This is a genomic window from Aeromonas sp. 2MA4 (assembly GCF_029237305.1).
In the GTDB taxonomy this organism is placed as follows: Bacteria; Pseudomonadota; Gammaproteobacteria; order Enterobacterales; family Aeromonadaceae; genus Aeromonas; species Aeromonas salmonicida.
On the sequence record NZ_JAACFY010000026.1, the window covers coordinates 35,379 to 52,495 of the forward strand.

General features: G+C 59.6%; 16 protein-coding genes. 10 read left to right on the plus strand and 6 right to left on the minus strand.

The annotated features are described in order from the left end of the window. The first annotated feature begins 8 nt into the window (after positions 1-8). The 3 genes from hrpB to GWQ31_RS20210 all read left to right on the plus strand — a co-directional run bounded on the left by hrpB (position 9) and on the right by GWQ31_RS20210 (position 5,377). Positions 9-2,474 carry an ATP-dependent helicase HrpB gene (gene hrpB, locus GWQ31_RS20200; RefSeq protein WP_275910138.1) on the plus strand — a complete coding sequence of 822 codons (2,466 nt, stop codon included), beginning with the start codon at positions 9-11 and terminating at the stop codon, positions 2,472-2,474. Positions 2,475-2,617: 143 nt separating this feature from the next. Beyond that, positions 2,618-4,933 (plus strand): penicillin-binding protein 1B, encoded by a 2,316-nt coding sequence (gene mrcB, locus GWQ31_RS20205; protein WP_256685505.1) that lies wholly within the window; start codon positions 2,618-2,620, stop codon positions 4,931-4,933. A gap of 45 nt (positions 4,934-4,978) precedes the next feature. Beyond that, positions 4,979-5,377, plus strand: a complete 399-nt coding sequence (locus GWQ31_RS20210) for a VOC family protein (RefSeq protein ID WP_111587950.1) — start codon at positions 4,979-4,981, stop codon at positions 5,375-5,377. 83 nt (positions 5,378-5,460) lie between these two features. Here GWQ31_RS20210 and GWQ31_RS20215 read toward each other — a convergent pair whose 3' ends face one another. Further along, a complete protein-coding gene (locus GWQ31_RS20215) occupies positions 5,461-5,781 on the minus strand; it encodes an SMR family transporter (RefSeq protein ID WP_058395897.1) in 321 nt (106 codons plus the stop codon). Further along, positions 5,778-6,182 (minus strand): SMR family transporter, encoded by a 405-nt coding sequence (locus GWQ31_RS20220; protein ID WP_111587949.1) that lies wholly within the window; start codon positions 6,180-6,182, stop codon positions 5,778-5,780. The genes GWQ31_RS20215 and GWQ31_RS20220 overlap by 4 nt, the downstream gene beginning before the upstream one ends. Before the next feature lie 158 nt (positions 6,183-6,340). Here GWQ31_RS20220 and GWQ31_RS20225 point away from each other — a divergent pair, with 158 nt between their 5' ends. Together GWQ31_RS20225 and GWQ31_RS20230 are read left to right on the plus strand one after the other, a co-directional pair. Continuing rightward, positions 6,341-7,222, plus strand: coding sequence for a LysR family transcriptional regulator (locus GWQ31_RS20225; protein WP_005313161.1), 882 nt, complete (start codon positions 6,341-6,343; stop codon positions 7,220-7,222). 125 nt (positions 7,223-7,347) lie between these two features. Next, complete coding sequence (locus GWQ31_RS20230; protein WP_058395896.1) at positions 7,348-8,928, plus strand: DUF3369 domain-containing protein; 1,581 nt, start codon at positions 7,348-7,350, stop codon at positions 8,926-8,928. Positions 8,929-9,011: 83 nt separating this feature from the next. On the opposite strand, the gene GWQ31_RS20235 is transcribed toward GWQ31_RS20230, so the two are convergent. After that, on the minus strand, positions 9,012-9,539 hold the full coding sequence (locus GWQ31_RS20235) for a DUF2937 family protein (protein ID WP_275910139.1): 528 nt from the start codon (positions 9,537-9,539) through the stop codon (positions 9,012-9,014). 208 nt (positions 9,540-9,747) lie between these two features. Between GWQ31_RS20235 and GWQ31_RS20240 the strand changes: the two genes are divergently transcribed. Both GWQ31_RS20240 and GWQ31_RS20245 read left to right on the plus strand, forming a co-directional pair. Continuing rightward, complete coding sequence (locus GWQ31_RS20240; RefSeq protein ID WP_275910140.1) at positions 9,748-10,458, plus strand: phosphatase PAP2 family protein; 711 nt, start codon at positions 9,748-9,750, stop codon at positions 10,456-10,458. 262 nt (positions 10,459-10,720) lie between these two features. Continuing rightward, positions 10,721-11,623 carry a sulfite exporter TauE/SafE family protein gene (locus GWQ31_RS20245; RefSeq protein ID WP_275910141.1) on the plus strand — a complete coding sequence of 301 codons (903 nt, stop codon included), beginning with the start codon at positions 10,721-10,723 and terminating at the stop codon, positions 11,621-11,623. Here GWQ31_RS20245 and GWQ31_RS20250 read toward each other — a convergent pair. After that, positions 11,538-12,353, minus strand: a complete 816-nt coding sequence (locus tag GWQ31_RS20250) for a hypothetical protein (RefSeq protein ID WP_011898378.1) — start codon at positions 12,351-12,353, stop codon at positions 11,538-11,540. The genes GWQ31_RS20245 and GWQ31_RS20250 overlap by 86 nt on opposite strands. A gap of 208 nt (positions 12,354-12,561) precedes the next feature. Further along, a complete protein-coding gene (gene hemL / locus GWQ31_RS20255; RefSeq protein WP_005313142.1) occupies positions 12,562-13,848 on the minus strand; it encodes a glutamate-1-semialdehyde 2,1-aminomutase in 1,287 nt (428 codons plus the stop codon). Positions 13,849-14,083: 235 nt separating this feature from the next. On the opposite strand from hemL, the gene clcA reads away from it, so the two are divergent. The 3 genes from clcA to erpA all read left to right on the plus strand — a co-directional run bounded on the left by clcA (position 14,084) and on the right by erpA (position 16,687). Continuing rightward, positions 14,084-15,478: a H(+)/Cl(-) exchange transporter ClcA gene (clcA, locus tag GWQ31_RS20260; RefSeq protein ID WP_275910142.1), complete on the plus strand. Its 1,395-nt coding sequence runs from the start codon at positions 14,084-14,086 to the stop codon at positions 15,476-15,478. Between the two features lie 87 nt (positions 15,479-15,565). Then, complete coding sequence (locus tag GWQ31_RS20265) at positions 15,566-16,246, plus strand: DUF6776 family protein (protein WP_265463083.1); 681 nt, start codon at positions 15,566-15,568, stop codon at positions 16,244-16,246. Between the two features lie 90 nt (positions 16,247-16,336). Then, positions 16,337-16,687, plus strand: coding sequence for an iron-sulfur cluster insertion protein ErpA (gene erpA, locus GWQ31_RS20270; protein ID WP_005313135.1), 351 nt, complete (start codon positions 16,337-16,339; stop codon positions 16,685-16,687). Between the two features lie 247 nt (positions 16,688-16,934). On the opposite strand, the gene GWQ31_RS20275 is transcribed toward erpA, so the two are convergent. Continuing rightward, positions 16,935-17,117: hypothetical protein (locus GWQ31_RS20275; protein WP_275910143.1), on the minus strand; the 183-nt coding region annotated here is incomplete at its 5' end.

Below are 17,117 nucleotides of genomic sequence, written 5' to 3' on the forward strand. Positions count from 1 at the left end.
TTGCCGCTTTGTCCCAACTCCCCATTGTTTCGGTGCTGCCAGCGCTGTTTGCCGCCATTGATGCCCATGCCAGCGTGATCCTGCAGGCCCCTCCCGGCGCGGGCAAGTCAACTCTGCTGCCGCTGGAGCTGGTGCGCCAGAACCGGCTGCCCGGTCGCATCATAATGCTGGAGCCCCGTCGACTGGCGGCGCGCAATATCGCCAGCTTCCTGGCTCGCCAGTTGGGGGAGAAAGTCGGGGAGCGCATCGGCTTGCGGGTCCGGGGCGAGAGTCGTACCAGCGCCCGGACCCGACTCGAGATTGTCACCGAGGGGGTGCTGACCCGAATGTTGCAGCAGGATCCCGAGCTCAGCGGCATTTCCCTGGTCATTTTCGATGAGTTCCACGAGCGCAGCCTGCATGCGGATACCGCGCTGGCGTTTGCCATCGAGAGCCAGCAGGGGCTGCGGGATGATCTCAAGCTGCTCATCATGTCCGCCACCCTGGATGGCATGGCGCTCGAGAGTCTGTTGCCCCATGCTCCCGTCATCCGCTCCGAAGGGCGCGGCTTTCCCATCGACTACCACTACCGTCCCGCCAACCGTCAGCAGTGGCTGGATCCTCAGGTGGGCGCCGTGGTGCTGGAAGCGCTGGCCAGCCATACCGGCAGTGCTCTGGTGTTCTTGCCAGGCCAGGGGGAGATAGAGCGGCTGGCGCAATGGCTGGAGGGGCGCTTGCCGGATGACGTGCGCCTGGCTCCCCTCTATGGTCGCCTCGACATGGCGGCCCAGCAGGCCGCCATCGAGCCGCCCCCTGCGGGTCAGCGTAAGCTGGTGCTCACCACCAATGTGGCTGAGACCTCCCTTACCATAGAGGGCATCAGTTTGGTCATCGACAGCGGATTGGAGCGGCGCGCCAGCTTTGATTTGAAAAGTGGCGTCACCCGGCTGGAGACCCGCCAGATCGCCAGGGCATCTGCCACCCAGCGGGCGGGCCGTGCTGGCCGTCTCGGTCCCGGGGTCTGCTACCGACTCTGGAGCGGCGAGGTGCAAGAGCGGCTCGCCGAGCAGAGTCCGCCCGACATTCTGACCCAGGAGCTGACCGGTCTGCTGCTGGATGCCGCCCAGTGGGGGGCAAAAGTAGAAAGCTTGCCACTGCTGGACATGCCTCCCGCCGCTGCCGTGGCCAGCGCCCAGCGGCTGCTGGTCAGCCTGGGCGCCATGACGCCGGAGGGTGAGCAACAACTTACCCCCGCTGGCCGCGCCATGGCTGCGTTCGGTACGCACCCCCGGTTGGCGCGCATGCTGCTGCGAGCCCGCGAGCTGGAAGCAGAGGGTCTGACAGGGATTGTCGCCGATGCGGCTTTCCTGGTGGCGCTGCTGGAAGAAGATCTGCGAGGATCGGAGCGCCTCTCCGTGCTGTTTCATCGCCGACAGGGCGCCCTGCGTCAGGGGGCGGCCCGCTGGTTCGAACGCCTCGGTGTCAGGTCCGACGCTTCTCAACGCCAATCCCGGGGGGAGTGGCTCGGGTTGCTCTGCGCCCTCGCCTGGCCGGATCGGATCGGCAAGTTGCGCAGTGGCAGCCGCTATCAACTCAGTGGTGGGGTGAGCTGCGATCTGGTAGAAGGTCATCCATGCCAGGGACAAGGGGCCCTGATCGCCATCGAGATGGGGCAAAACGATCGTGGCAGCCGCATCTTCATCGCCGAGCCGGTGGAGCTGGACGAGCTGGCGCGCCAGCTGCCGGAGCTGGTAAGCGAGCGCCAGTGGTTCGACTGGGACGAGCGGGAGGAGCGGGTACGGGCCGAGCGCCAGCAGGTGATCGGCGAACTGGTGCTGAGCCAGCGGCCGTTGACCGACCTGACCGATGAACAGAAGGGGCGCTGTTTGCTGCAGGGCATACGTCGCAAGGGGCTGCATGTGTTGCCCTGGGATGAGCAGAGTGAAGGGCTGCTGGCCCGATTGCGTTGCGCCCGCGATTGGCTGCCGGATGATGGCTGGCCTGCCATGGACGACGAAAGCCTGCTGGTGGGCCTCGAGGCGTGGCTGTTGCCTGCGGTGAGTGGCATGACCCGGCTGGAGCAGCTAAAAAGGCTCAATCTCTGCGACGTGCTGCGTCAATCCTTGTCCTGGCCGCTGCCCAAACGGCTGGATGAGGCGTTGCCGAGCCATTTCACGGCACCGACCGGCAGCCGGGTACGCATCCGTTATCAGCCGGGCCAGGCGCCTGTGATCCCGGTGCGTATTCAGGAGATGTTCGGGCAAGGCACAACTCCGTGCGTGGCAGATGGACGGGTGGCGCTGGTGGTGGAGTTGCTCTCCCCGGCCCAGCGGCCGCTGCAGATCACCGCCGATCTCGCCGCCTTCTGGGCGGGCTCCTACGCCTTGGTAAAAAAAGAGATGAAGGGGCGTTATCCTCGTCACTACTGGCCGGATAACCCGCTGGAAGCCATGCCAACCAGGGTCACCAAGAAGAAGATGGGATTGCAGGATTAACCTCTCCCATTAAGGTCCAGGGGCCTGACAACAGAGTAAAAACGAGTTCAGGGACGAAAGCCTTGGTTTTCGTCGGGTCGACGGCATGGGTCGACCGGTAATCATGCCCGCGATGGCGATATAACGAATAGCAAAGAGGATTCATGGCAACGCAACGACGCAAGCGCACACCCAAGAAGGTGGCGCCCAAACGCACCATCTGGCGCAAGCTGTTCTGGCTTGGCTTCAAGCTCTCCCTGGTGGTGGCGGCCTTCATGGTGGTATTTGGCATCTATCTCGATACCAAGGTGCGCGAGCGCTTTGACGGGGAGAAGTGGCAACTGCCGGTGATGGTTTACAGTCGTCCGCTGGAGCTCTATCCCAGCCAGCGCCTCTCCCAGGCTCAGATGCTGCGCGAGCTCAACATGCTGAGCTACAAGCAGGTGCGTCAGCCCCATACTCCGGGCGAGTACGCAGTGAGTGGCAATCGTATCGAGCTCATCCGCCGTCCATTCGCCTTCCATGACGGCGCCGACGGTGCCCGTGGCCTGCGCCTTACCTTCAGCGGCGCTCGCCTGGAAGGGATCCAGTCGCTGGAGAACCAGCGTCAACTCGGTTATGCCCAGATGGACCCGGTACTGCTCGACCGCCTCAATACCGAGGATCGGGAAGATCGTCTGCTGGTGCGCATCGCCGAGGTGCCGGACAGCCTGCTCATCACGCTGCTGACCACAGAGGATCGCGACTTTTACCAGCATGGAGGCGTCTCGCCGGTGGCCATCATGCGTGCCATGGTGGCCAACGTGCTGGCCGGTCGCACCGTGCAGGGGGGCAGTACCCTGACTCAGCAGCTGGCCAAGAACTTCTTTCTGACCCGCGAACGCAGCCTGTGGCGCAAACTGCAGGAAGCCTACATGGCGGTGTTGATCGACTACCGCTATAGCAAGGACGAGATCCTGGAGGCCTATCTCAACGAGGTCTATCTGGGGCAGAACTTCTCCCAGGGTGTGTATGGCTTCGGGCTCGCCTCCTACTTCTACTTCGGCATTCCGGTCAACGAGCTGGACATAGATCAGGTCGCCCTGCTGGTGGGGCTGGTGAAGGGACCCTCCTATTACGATCCCTGGCGCTTCCCGGAGCGGGCCAAAGCCCGTCGTGATCTGGTGCTCAAGCTGCTGATGGATCACGGCAGCCTGCAAGCGGCAGAGTACGAGCTGGCCAGCAAGCAGCCGCTCGGCATCATTACCCGTGGCCAGATGAGTTATGGCCGCACCCCGGCCTTCATGGGCCTGCTCAAGCGCGAGATCCAGAGCCGTTTCGGGCCTGATCTGCTCAAGCAGTCCGGCCTCAAGATCTTCACCAGCCTGGATCCCATCGCCCAGCATGCCGCCGAGCAGGCGGTCGCATCGGGACTGGCACTCATCGAGAAGCAGCGTGGCAAGAAGAAGCTGGAGGCGGCCATGGTGGTCTCCGACTGGCACAAGGGTGAAGTGGTTGCACTGGTGGGGGGCCGGGATCCGCGCTACGCCGGTTTCAACCGGGCGCTGGATGCCCGCCGACAGATTGGCTCTCTGGTCAAGCCTGCCGTCTATCTGACCGGCCTCTCCAACGGCCTGACGTTGGCGAGTCCGCTCAAGGACCAACCGATCCGCATCCGTGGCAAGGATGGCCAGCTCTGGACACCGCAGAACTATGATCGCAAGTTCCGCCAGAGCGTGCCCTTGATGGATGCACTGGCCAGCTCCCTCAACGTGCCGACCGTCAATCTGGGTCTGCAAGTGGGGCTGGAGAAGGTGGTGGACACATTGCACAAGCTGGGGGTAGAGCAGGAGATCCAGCCCTATCCGTCGCTGGTGTTGGGGGCTGTTGCCCTCTCCCCTATGGAGGTGAACCAGATGTATCTGCCCATCGCCAACCAGGGGATGACCCAGCCCTTGTCGGCCATCCGCGCCGTGGTCAACAGCGATGGCAGTGCTCTCTATCAGCATGATCAGACCGCCAAGCGGGTCACGGACGAGCAGGCCAGCTGGCTCACCTTGTTTGCCATGACCAAAACGGTGAGCCAGGGCACGGCCCGCTCACTCAACGCCAAGTTCCCCGGCGCCACCATGGCGGGCAAGACAGGCACCACCAACGAGCTGCGTGACTCCTGGTTTGCAGGGCTGGACAACAACGAGCTGGTCAGTGTCTGGGTGGGGCGTGACGACAACACACCGGCGGGGCTGACAGGCTCCAATGGCGCCCTGCAACTGTTTAGCGGTTACATGGGCCAGCGTGGCGTCAACAGCCTTGCCATCAAGATGCCGCAAGGGGTGAGCTGGGCCAACTTCTCCCGCGCCAGCGGGGCCAGAGTGGCCAGCGATTGCCCGGGCAGCCTGCAGGTGCCTGCCAAGCTGGCCACTCTGGCCGAGCCCATGAGCTGCAGCAGCCCATCGCCACGCAGCGCACTGGATGACTGGTTCGGTGGTTTCTTCAACTGATAGATGAAACGGGCAGCGCAGGCTGCCCGTTTGACTGGAGTCCTCATGTCTTTGCCATTGTTTGACGCCATCCACCATGTGGCCATCATCGCCAGCGACTATGACCGCTCGCGCCACTTTTATCATCAGGTGTTGGGACTGCCCATCATTGCTGAAACCCTGCGTGAGGCGCGCCAATCCTGGAAGCTGGACTTGGGGCTGCCCGATGGCAGTCAGCTGGAGCTGTTCAGCTTTCCGGCTCCCCCTGAACGCCCCTCACGCCCGGAGGCCTGTGGCCTGCGCCATCTGGCGTTCAGGGTGAGCGACCTGGACAGAGTCGTGCGGCATTTGCAGCATCATCAAATAGAGGTAGAGCCGGTGCGGGTGGATGAATGGACCGGCAAGCGTTTTACTTTTTTCGCTGATCCAGACGGTCTGCCGCTGGAGCTGTACGAGGTTAGCTAGCGTTTCTGTGATGCCGTCGCTACCAGTAAAAAAGCCGCCCGGTCTGTGACCGGGCGGCTTTCTTCATTGTGGGGTCAAGTTCATCAAGCCGTGGTCAGCAGCGCCACTGCGACAGCCATGACCACTATGCCGACCCAGCCGATGGGCTTGAGGCGCTCGCCAAACAGCAGCAAGCCACCAAGCGCCGTACCGAGAATGCCGATGGCACCCCAGGTGGCATAAGCGACAGCAAGGTCAATCTTGCCGGTACCCACGGCTTCGGAAAGCAGGGTGAAGGCGCAGAGCACCAGCAGAATACCGAAGAAACCCCAACCCTTGTGACGAAAGCCCACCGAGCGATTGATCGCCATGTTGGCGCCAATATCCAGCAGGGCGGCGCCGAGTATGATGACTATCGGGCTCATACCGCACCTTCAATCTTGACGGGGGTAATGGGCCTGCGGCGACGGGGTGCCGGATCATCATGGGTCTCACCCATTGTCACCATAACAATACCCACTATTGCCAATGCCAGACCGATCAACTCCTGCGTGTTGAGGTCATAACCCAGAAACAGGATGGAGATGATGGTGATCAAGCCGATCCCCAGTCCTTCCCACAGGGCAAACGCAATACCAATGGAGATTGTTTTGGCGGCTTTGGCCAACAACATGTAAGAGACGGTGATCAGGATCCACATCGGCAGATAGTTGATCCAGCCGGCATCATTGGCGGGGATCATGGCCATGCTTGAGGTGCCCGCGACCTCGGTGAAAATGGCGGCCGTCAAAAATATTCGGGCTAAAAGCATTCGACTGAGTAACATAAAATTTCCTTCTGTGGCTGAGACGGATGAGAGGATAACCCTAGTGATACTTGAGTCAGGAATCGCTGAGCGTCGGTTATTCAGACGCTAATGGTTTGCCTTGCCAAACGGAGGCGAGGTAATGTGAACATCGGATATTCTGCCATCAGCCCGTTGTCATGAAGCTTTATCAGATACAACTCTTTGTCGAATCAGCTAACAGTGGCTCCATTGCCAACACGGCTCGTCGTCTTGGCAAAAGTCGCAGTGCGGTCAGCACGGCGATTGCGGCGCTGGAGGTAGAGCTTGGCGTCGAACTTTTTGAACGGGGGGCCAACCAGAGTCGATTGACCGAGATCGGTGAGCTGGTACTGGATGATTGCAAGCGGCTGTTGCAGGCCGCCAACAGCCTCAAGCTCAAGTGCGAGCACTATGCCTCCGGTGCCGAGGTGGCGCTGCGGGTGGCGCGGGATGATGCCATTCCCGAGCTGGTGTGGCGCGACATGCTGGGGGCGCTGCGCCGCCAGTTCCCCGGCACCAGTATCTCGCTGGTGCTGGCTTCTCCCCCTGAACTGCCAGCGCTGGTGGAGGAGGGGTTTGTCGATGCCGCCTTCGGTCTCATCACGGAGGAGCAGGAGCGCAGTGGCCTCAATATCGATGTGCTCAACCCGATCCGTACCCTGATGGTGGTGGCACCCAGCCACCCATTGGCCAGTCTGAAGCGGGTATTGCAGCAGGATTTGACCGGCCATACTCAGGTCACCCTCTCCTACGTGGACGAATTTTCGGTCAAGAGCCTGCTCCCCATCGGGGGTCAACATATAGGTCTGTCGAGCTTCGAACTGATGCGGGATGCTGTGCTGGATGGACTGGGGTGGGCCGTGCTGCCTTCTCCCTTGATCCAGAGCCAGCTGCGGCAGGGGGAATTATTGACCCTGAAGCACAAATTCAGTCTGCAGTGGCGTGACTACGGCGTCTATCTGTCGGAAAACGCCTATCATGGCAAGGTACTGGCGTGGCTGAAGAAGGCCATTCAGGCCTACCTTGAACCTTTTGAATAAGCTGGCAAGCGTCATGCCTTCTGGCCATTGGCGAGGGGGAGAACGCAGCGGGCTCTTGTGATCCAACACGGCCTGATGGTACATACTGTCAATACACTCATGCAGCGCCTGGAGGCGTGAACGATATGAGCAGTGCCCAAGACAAGGACGAAATCTGGCTGGATGACGACATCATAGAGCTGGATGATGATGAGGCCGTGGTGGTCAAGGCGATCAACCCCTGGAAAGTGCTGATCGTGGACGATGAACCTGACATTCATCATGCTACCCGATTGGCGCTTTCCAACATTCAATACAAGTCCCGCCCCCTCGAACTGCTCAATGCCTACAGTGGTGCCGAAGCGGCTCAAATGCTGCTGGCCAATCCACGTATCGCCCTCATCTTGCTGGATGTGGTGATGGAGACCGAAGATGCCGGTCTACGACTGGTACACCAGATCCGCAACGAGATGCACAACAGCCTGGTGCGCATAGTGCTGCGCACCGGCCAGCCCGGTCAGGCCCCAGAGCAGCGGGTGATCCTCGACTACGACATCAACGACTACAAGACCAAGACAGAGTTGACGGTGCAGAAGCTCTTCACCACTGTCATAGCGTCTTTACGCTCCTACGAGACCCTCTGCGCCATCGACAAGAGTCGCCAGGGGCTTGGCAAGATCCTGGAAGGCGCGGGGGATCTCTATCATCTGCACTCCCTGCGGGAATTTGCCTCCGGCGTCCTGAAACAGATCAGCGCCATTCTGGATGTCGGCACTGAAGGGGCCATCTGCGTCGAGCGCAGGCCCGACTCTCAGGAACTGGAAGTGCTGGCGGCCACTGGTGACTATGAATCTCTGCTCAATGGTGTATCCCTTGCTGCCTTTCCTGCGTTGAACGACTCTGTGATGAGTGCGCTTGCCAACCGTCGAAACCGCTTTGAGCACCCGCAAGATGCTCTCTATATCGCTGCCCAGAATGGTCGCGAGTTCGTGCTCAACTTCACGCCGACCCAACCTCTCGATCCTCTGGAGTGCGATCTGCTGGATGTATTTTGCCAGCGGATTTCAGCTGCTTACGATAACCTCTATCTCTACAACCAGCTGCTGCGTGCCCAGGAGGCAACAGTGGTGGCGCTCGCTGCGCTGGCGGAGTTTCGTGATTCTGATACCGGTGAACATGTGCTGCGAGTACAGAAACTCTCCGATGCCATAGTGGCCGAGATGCAGCAAGCGGGTGCTTACCCCAATGAACTGACTCCCGGCTTTGTCGACATGATCGGCATGGCCAGCATATTGCACGATGTCGGCAAGGTCGGCACACCGGACCACATTCTGCACAAGCCTGGCCGGTTCGAGCCGGATGAGCGGGTCATCATGGAGCAGCATGCAGACATAGGGGCTAGCATATTGCACAAGGCGGGCGAGATGGTGGAAGGCACCAGCTACCTGTCGCTGGGGGCCGAAATTGCCCGTGGTCATCATGAGCACTTCGATGGCAAGGGCTACCCGGAGCAGCTGGCCGGCCAGCAGATCCCGCTGTCAGCCCGTATCGTGGCCGTGGTCGATGTGTTTGATGCTCTGCTCAGCAAGCGCCCCTACAAGGAGCCCTGGTCGCTGGCGCAGACCATGGAATATATCCAGTCCCGCTCCGGCAGTCAGTTCGATCCTCATGTGGTCCAGGCGCTCAATCGGCTGGTGACGGAGTCGCGATTGCCATACGAGTTGTGAGCGTGACAGTGCAGAGACCAAAACAGAAGGGGCCATCAGGCCCCTTCTGTTTTGGTCTCTGCAGGGATTTTTATAGGTTGCAGTTAGCGCAGGGCATGGCGCGATCTCGGTTGTCGCTTTCGAAACGGCAATAGTATGAGGCCGAGCAGCAGGTCTCCCAGCAAGACCGCGATGAACCCCACCGACATGCCACAGATGATGGCGGACTGTTTGAGCGGCACCAGATAGCTGTAGTTTTGCAGGGTATCTTGCCAGAGTTGGGGATCGGCGCGCAGCAGCAGGTGTGTCAGCTGCTGATACCAGGGATGATCCTTGAAAGCACTCTCCTGCAACAGCATCTGCTGCTGGCTCACCAGGTGTTGCAGACTGACGGCATCCCTGGCGAATACGGGGTCCGGGTTGGTGCGATAGTGGTTGACCAGGGCGGTCAGATCGCCGTTGAAGTGCTGATCTGCGGTGCCCTGGAATGGCACCAGGCTGAGGTTGGCCTGTTGCAGGCGTGCATCCAGCCGCTGGTAGTAGAGGTCGATCAGACCCGGTACCTGAACGCCCGCCAGCAAACCCAGGGCAAACAACATAATGCGAAGGTAGCTGCGCATATTCCTCATCATCTCGTTAAAAAGAGCTCTCATACTAGCTGCAAGCCTGGTTCAGACCAAGGTAGTGTTCCGTCATCCAGTGGACCTTGTGTCGATATGGCAGCTTCACAGCCCGGTTGTAATAGCGCCTGTCCGGTTATCCCCTCTCCAATGTTAAGGATTCAAATCGCGCCCATTATGTTCTAGAATGCCGCGTTTTTTCCGGGAGAGGAGAGTCTGCATGAGCAAGTTCGTGCCGTGCTATTTGATTGGGGGCCTCATTGCCATCAGTTGGGCCGCCTTGCCTGCCCATGGCCCCTGGGATCAGTGGGATCTTGCCGTCTTTCATCTGGTCAATGGCTGGCTGGGCCAGTCTTCGTTGTGGGCCGATGTGGTGGCCGTGACCAATAATCGTCTGTTTGATCTGGTCGTATTGGGCTGCATGGGGCTCATCCTGGCGATGTGCTTCTTCCGTTCTGAGGATGGAGATCGTCGTCGCCTTGTCGCCATGGGGATCGTCATGTTGTTGGGGGCCCTGGTTATCAACCAGTTTGGTCACCTGCTGCCGGTCAGTCGTCCCAGTCCGACCCTGACCGTTGCGGATGCACTACGAGTCACCCAGCTCAGCGCGATCCCGACCAAGGATTCCTCCAGCGACAGTTTCCCCGGCGATCATGCCCTGTTTTTGATGATCTTTGCCGGTTTCGCCCTGCGTTATCTGCCACGCTGGGCAGGGGTGCTGGCCATCTTGATGGTGCCGCTGTTCTCGGCGCCCCGTATTTTGTCTGGTGCCCACTGGTTGACGGATGTCTATGTTGGCGCCTTGGGCCTGACCCTGCTCTGTTTGCCCTTGTTGTTGCTGACGGGGCTGTCGGATGCGCTGATCGGCTGGCTTGCCTCCCGGCTGCCTCTTGGGCCACGACGGCGCAGTACCGGGCATCCGTCCGATTAATATCAAAAAAAGAAGGTCGGTTTACACCGGCCTTCTTTTTGGCTACAGCCCATCGATGACTGTGGTCGTCGCGAAATGACCATGACTACCACCGATGGCCCCAGGCCTGCTGGCCCTCATGGATAAGTATTAGCAGAGTCATTCGAACGCGCTTGCCCCAGCTTTATCCAGACAATCGTTTGCATGGGGGCGTGATTGATTCTGGTCAGGACTTTTAATTTCCGCTGCCTTAGAATCGCCGGCCCTTGCAGGAGAGGTCGGTATGCTAATTAATCTTTTACGCCTGATATTCATCGTCTGTGCCCTGGCGTTCGTTTTCATGCTGGTACGGGCCTGGTGGCATAAACGGCAGCAGGGCTCACTGGAGCCAACCCCGTTCTGGCCGGTGGCCGCCATCGGATTTGTTGCCAATTTTCTCGATACCCTGGGGGTTGGCAGCTTTGCCGTGAAGACAGCCTGTTTCAAGCAGTTCAAGTTGATCGACGATCGGCTGCTACCCGGTACCCTCAATGGCCAGTGCGTGCTGCCGACGGTTGCCCAGTCCCTCATCTTTATCGGCGTGGTCAAGGTGGACCCGATCACGCTCATCAGCATGATGGTGGCAGCAGCAGCAGGGGCGGCCTGGGGGGCGCGTCATGTGGCTTCATTTGATCGTCAGACCATACGGCTGGTGATGGCAGTCTCTCTGCTGGTGGTGGCCGGCCTTATCTTTGCGGGCTTGCTGGGTCTGTTCCCCCTCGGCGGCGATGCCATGGGGCTGACAGGTTACAAGCTGGGAATTGCCCTGCTCGGCAATTTCATCTTCGGGGTCTTGATGAATGTGGGGATCGGGCTGTTCGCCCCCTGCATGACGCTCGTCTATCTGCTGGGGATGAACCCCATGGCGGCGTTTCCCATCATGATGGGATCCACCGCCGTGCTCAGCGTCTTCTCGGCGGGCACCTTCATTCGCAAGGGGGCCTTTGATGCCAGGGCCGTGCTGGCAGTGGCAATTTTTGGCCCCATCGGCGTGGTGCTGGCTGCCCTGCTGGTACAGTCCATGGACATGGCGATGTTGAAGTGGCTGGTGGCCTTTATCGTCATCTATACCTCCTGGACCATGTACGCCTCCTGGCGGGCAGAGCGACGCAAGGCTCAACCCCGGCTGGTGGAGATCGCAGGTTAGCCTGGACCAGTGCCGCCTCGGCTTTGGCCCCCAGAAACACATAGAGCCCCAGTGCCAGCAGCAGTCCCACGGCACATCCCATTACACCTACCGCAGGCCAGAGCAGTTCGCTCTGGCCAAGCGACCCTTTGAACAGCAGCAACAGCCCCTCGATGGAGACCGCAATCAGGATGGCGGCGATAAAGCGGGTGATGGTGCGGCGAACGGCGCTGTGGCGAAAGATGTCCTTATGCAGCAGCACCTCCTCCTCCAGAATGGTCTTGCCCAGATCGAATACCGCCAGCGCCAGGGTCAGGAATATGATGGCGCTAAAGGCACCTAGCTGGTTCTGCTGCTCCCCGCACAGCAGCAGATAGAGCTGCTCCAATCCATGCCATATCAGGGTGGCGACGATGAGAAACAGCGCCATGCTCAGCACCACATAGACAGCCTTGAACCAGGGCATGGCGCGGCGCCGCTCACGATCGCCCATCAGCCAGGCAATCAGCTGATTGAGGCAAAGTGTCAGTTCCCGACCATGACCCTGCACAACCAGACGTAGCTGTGCCTGTGGCGCGGGTACGGGGGGAAGGATCCTCGCAGACTCACGGCTCTGGCCTATGGTCAGAATAAAGGGGTAGCCCTTTAGGGAATCACGGGGGGCGGTGAGCAGCCCCAGCAACAGGGGGGCCAGTTCGGTTTCGTATTCCTGATAGCGCCGCAGCACATCGATGGGGCTCATCTCTGCCATATGGACCTCGGTCAAGTGGGCTCCTGCTGAAGATGTGCAAATAGTGGGCCCGTTTTATGACGGGGATGGTATGGGATATTGCACCAGGGGATGACAAAACAGAGGGGGTGAGCAGAGAGCTGCACCAGAAAGAGGCGCTGGGGGACGTCAGACGCATCAGATAGAGAAAAGGGCCCGCAAAGGGCCCTCTCGTTAATCTCTGGCTGGATTAACCCGCCAGTTTGGCGAAGCTGCGTTCGGCGGCGGCCAGGGTATGTTCGATCTCCTTGTCGCCGTGGGCCAGTGACAGGAAGCCTGCCTCGTAGGCACTCGGCGCCAGGTAAACACCCTCTTCCAGCATCAGATGATAGAAGCGCTTGAAACGTTCCATGTCGCAGCGGGTAACCTGCTCATAGCGGGTGATCTCCGGCTCGTCGGTAAAGAAGAAGCCGAACATGCCGCCCACATAGTTGATGGCGAGCGGGATACCGTGCTTGGCGGCAGCGGCTTTCAGCCCCTCGGCAACCCGGGCAGTCTTGGCATTCAGCTGCTCATAGAGCCCCGGCTCCAGCAGCAGATCCAGCATGGTCAGGCCCGCGGCCATGGCGACCGGGTTGCCGGAGAGAGTACCCGCCTGATAAACCGGACCGGTCGGGGCTATATGCTGCATCACCTTCTTCTTGCCGCCGAAAGCGCCAACCGGCATGCCGGCACCGATGATCTTGCCGAGAGTGGTAAGGTCCGGGTCTATGTTGTAGTAACCCTGAGCACCACGCAGCGAGACACGGAAACCGGTCATCACCTCGTCCAGGATCAACAGGGCACCGAACTCGTCGCAGATGGTGCGCAGCCCTTCCAGAAAACCGGGCACAGGCGGGATGCAGTTCATGTTGCCGGCGACCGGCTCGACTATGATGCAGGCGATATCACAACCGTATTGGGTGAAGGCTTCCCGTACCGAATCGAGGTCGTTGAACACGCAGGTCAGGGTGTGTTTGGCAAAGTCGGCCGGCACGCCCGGGCTGTTGGGCTGACCCAGGGTGAGGGCGCCGGAGCCGGCCTTGACCAGCAGGGAATCGGCGTGGCCGTGATAGCAGCCTTCAAACTTGACGATTTTGTCGCGACCCGTGTAACCGCGAGCCAGCCGGATGGCGCTCATGGTTGCCTCAGTGCCGGAGTTCACCATCCGCACCTGCTCCATGGAAGGCACAATCTGGCGTACCTTCTCAGCCATCAGCACTTCGATCTCGGTGGGCGCACCATAGCTCAGACCCTTCTCCACTGCCTTGATGACGGCAGCCTTGATGGCCGGGTGGTTGTGACCGAGCAGCATGGGGCCCCAGGAGCCGATGTAGTCCACATAGGCCTGACCATCCACGTCATAGAGGTAGGCACCATCGGCATGATCGATGAAGCGGGGTGTACCGCCGACCCCATTGAAGGCGCGGACCGGTGAGTTGACGCCACCCGGAATGGTCTGGCGGGCCTGTTCAAACAGCTGATCTGATTTTGACATGGATCATCCTTAATGGGATTTTGGTCGTCGCACAGGCGCAGGCGGCCTATTGCGGCTCGGCAGCCTGGGGGAGCTGGAGTATGCTTTGCGCTCTCGTTACCTGGTCCAGGCCTGCCCCGTGCTAAATGAAACGGGCCGACTATAGCAGAAAGGCTCTGTACTGGGCAGCCGGGCTGTCTGCCAGATGCTCCTCACCAGGCAGACAAATGTGATCTTTCCAACATGGTGCAACAAGATGGCACAACAAGTTATCTCCTCTTCTGACGCTCCCTCTTATCCACGCAGCCCCGCCTTGCTGCGCATGATCCATCAAGACAAAATGCCACTGCTGGTGTTATTGCTGGCGGCCCTGGTCGGTACCTTGGCAGGGTTGGTGTGCGGGCTGTTCGAATCCGGTGTGCACTGGCTGGCCGAGCAGCGACTCGAGCTGCTGGCCGACCGTCCCTGGTGGCAGCTCGGTCTGCTCGGATTTGGCTTCAGCGCCTTGTTAGGCTTTGTCGGTTACTTCCTCACCCATGCCTTTGCTCCGGAAGCGGGGGGCTCAGGGATCCCTGAAATCGAAGGGGCCATGGATGATCTGCGTCCGGTACGCTGGTGGCGGGTGCTGCCGGTCAAGTTCTTCGGCGGCATCTGTACCCTGAGCTCCGGCATGGTGCTGGGACGGGAGGGACCCTCGGTGCAGATCGGTGGCAACCTTGGCAAGATGGTGGCGGATATCTGCCGGCTACCCAAGGAGCATGGTCATGCTTTGCTGGCCGCCGGTGCCGCGGGTGGTCTGGCCGCCGCTTTCAATGCACCGCTGGCCGGGATCCTGTTCGTGATGGAAGAGATGCGGCCGCAGTTTCGCTACTCCTTTCTGGCCATCAAGGCGGTGGGGATCTCCGCCATCATGGCAACCCTGATGCTGCAGAACATGAAAGGGCAGGGGGCGGTGATCACCTTGCCGCACTACGATGCCCCTGCACTGAAGGCGCTTTGGCTGTTCCTCTTCATGGGGGCTATCTTCGGGGTGCTTGGTTTTGTCTTCAACAAGCTGGTGCTGGCCTGCCAGGATGGCTATCTGGCACTGCACCAGAACAAGCGTCATCGCTTCGTGGCCATCGGCATGCTGGTGGCGGGGACCTTTGGCGTACTGTCGCTGTTTGCCCCCTCGGTGACAGGCGGAGGGACAGAGCTCATCCCCCATCTGATGGGCGGAGAGTATGCAATGGCGACCCTGTTCCTCATCTTCTCTGTACGGCTGGTGGCCACTCTTATCTGCTTCTGCTCTGGCGCCCCAGGTGGCGTGTTTGCCCCGACCCTGGCCCTTGGCACCCTGTTTGGTGTGGTATTCGGTCATCTGTTTCATGCGGCTTTTCCGGAGCTTGGCATCGAACCCGGCGCCTTTGCCATCGCCGGCATGGGGGCCTTGTTTGCCGCCACTGTGCGTGCTCCCATCACGGGGATAGTGCTGGTGACCGAGATGACCGATAACTATCAGCTGATCCTGCCCATGATGATCACCACGATCGGAGCAACTCTGGTGGCCCAGTGGCTGGGGGGGCGCCCTATCTATTCCCAGATCCTGGAGCGAACTTTACGGCTTGCTGCGCGTCAAAAGCGGGGAGACAGCGGCGCTACTACCAGTTAACTCCTTGTATGTCAGCGCGAATCCGGTTGGGTCGCGTATAGTGAAGGGAGCATGGCCGCTGTATGGCGTAGTAATAAAAGAGGCCTTATGTCCCAGATATTGAAGTTGTTGACTGTGCTGTGCGTGGGGGCGCTCATCGGTTATTTCGTCGGTAATCGACAGGAGCTGGCCCAGAGCAGCCTCCTGTCGGTGCAGCAAGAAACCCTGGAGCGTCAGGGCAAGGCGATAGGTCAGCTCAAGAGCGACCTTGCCATCAAGGATACCCTGCTGGCCACACAGAGGGCCGCGTTCGAGCAATTGCAAAAGACGCTCAAGGAGCAGGAAGCCCAGGTGCAGGAGCAGAAGCGCCAGTTGGCCTTCTTCGAGCGGATCATGCGACCCACGGGTGAACAGGTAGGGGTGGTGATCGATAACCTCACATTGCAGGAGACCAGTATCCCCGGCCGTTATCACTACCGCTTGGCGCTGACCCAGCCAGCCAAGAAGCGGGAGCTGTTCCGCGGCCAGGTACAGATAAAGGTAGAGGGCAGCCTGGGTGACAAACCAAAGACCCTCGGTAGCCGTGAGCTTGGCATGAAAGTGGGCGAGGGGCGCTATGCCTTGCGTTACTTCCAGCTGCTGGAGGGCAACTGGCAGCTGCCGGAAGGCTTTATACCGGACCGGGTGCGTGTCACTATTGGCAAAGAGGGCAGACAGCCGGCCCAGGAGCTGCTGGCCGAATGGGGTGACCTGATCAAACCCCTGGTTGCTCCGCCTGCTGCGCAGTAAGAAGATTGGTGAATACTTGAACTAAATAGTCGGGTATTAGATAATTTCGCGGTTTCCATGTTTGTGGATTTAACGGTTGTGAGGTCAGTAATGAGTGCAGTAGCAGAAGCCCCGTTGCCAATCCAGATGACGGATGCGGCAGCCAACAAGGTGAAGAACCTGATCACCGAAGAAGAAAATCCCGAGCTCAAGTTGCGGGTGTACATCACGGGTGGTGGCTGCTCCGGTTTCCAGTACGGTTTCACCTTTGATGAGAAGATCAATGAAGGGGACACTGTAGTCGAGAAGAGTGGCGTCACCATGGTGATCGATCCCATGAGCCTGCAATATCTGGTAGGCGGCAGCGTGGACTACACCGAAGGCCTGGAAGGTTCCCGCTTCACAGTGACCAACCCCAATGCCAGCACGACCTGTGGCTGTGGTTCCAGTTTCTCCATCTGATTTGCCGTAACAGCGCGATTGAAGGGCCCAACAGGGCCCTTTTCTATTTATCCCTCTCTGCCTTCCTATATAAAGCGTCGCATCCTTATAAAGGCATCAACGGAGTTCTTGGCCTGTAAAAAGGAAATGGAGATTCTTCTGAGGCACATAAATGGATGCATCTTGCACGATCTGGCTATTGATTGAACACTTGAACGTCTTCCTCAATAAAACACAGTGTTTTTGCTTGCCAGAAAGATTCAGCTCCCTATAATGCGCCTCCATCGACAGGGCAAGCGGCAACGCAGAAAGCGAAGTCGATAACCTCGAAAAGCCTTTGAAAATAAGGCTTGACTCGAGAAGGCGGTTGAGTAGAATTCCACTCCCGCAGCAACACACTGTTGCGTCGCTCTTTAACAATTTGAATCAAGCAATCTGTGTGGGCACTCAC

Coding starts and splice junctions, on each gene's coding strand:
- mrcB (WP_256685505.1), top strand. CDS start 2,618: ATGGCAACGCAACGACGCAAGCGCACACCCAAGAAGGTGGCGCCCAAA.
- GWQ31_RS20210 (WP_111587950.1), top strand. CDS start 4,979: ATGTCTTTGCCATTGTTTGACGCCATCCACCATGTGGCCATCATCGCC.
- GWQ31_RS20215 (WP_058395897.1), bottom strand. CDS start 5,781: ATGAGCCCGATAGTCATCATACTCGGCGCCGCCCTGCTGGATATTGGC.
- GWQ31_RS20220 (WP_111587949.1), bottom strand. CDS start 6,182: ATGTTACTCAGTCGAATGCTTTTAGCCCGAATATTTTTGACGGCCGCC.
- GWQ31_RS20225 (WP_005313161.1), top strand. CDS start 6,341: ATGAAGCTTTATCAGATACAACTCTTTGTCGAATCAGCTAACAGTGGC.
- GWQ31_RS20230 (WP_058395896.1), top strand. CDS start 7,348: ATGAGCAGTGCCCAAGACAAGGACGAAATCTGGCTGGATGACGACATC.
- GWQ31_RS20235 (WP_275910139.1), bottom strand. CDS start 9,539: ATGATGAGGAATATGCGCAGCTACCTTCGCATTATGTTGTTTGCCCTG.
- GWQ31_RS20240 (WP_275910140.1), top strand. CDS start 9,748: ATGAGCAAGTTCGTGCCGTGCTATTTGATTGGGGGCCTCATTGCCATC.
- GWQ31_RS20245 (WP_275910141.1), top strand. CDS start 10,721: ATGCTAATTAATCTTTTACGCCTGATATTCATCGTCTGTGCCCTGGCG.
- GWQ31_RS20250 (WP_011898378.1), bottom strand. CDS start 12,353: ATGGCAGAGATGAGCCCCATCGATGTGCTGCGGCGCTATCAGGAATAC.
- hemL (WP_005313142.1), bottom strand. CDS start 13,848: ATGTCAAAATCAGATCAGCTGTTTGAACAGGCCCGCCAGACCATTCCG.
- clcA (WP_275910142.1), top strand. CDS start 14,084: ATGGCACAACAAGTTATCTCCTCTTCTGACGCTCCCTCTTATCCACGC.
- GWQ31_RS20265 (WP_265463083.1), top strand. CDS start 15,566: ATGTCCCAGATATTGAAGTTGTTGACTGTGCTGTGCGTGGGGGCGCTC.
- erpA (WP_005313135.1), top strand. CDS start 16,337: ATGAGTGCAGTAGCAGAAGCCCCGTTGCCAATCCAGATGACGGATGCG.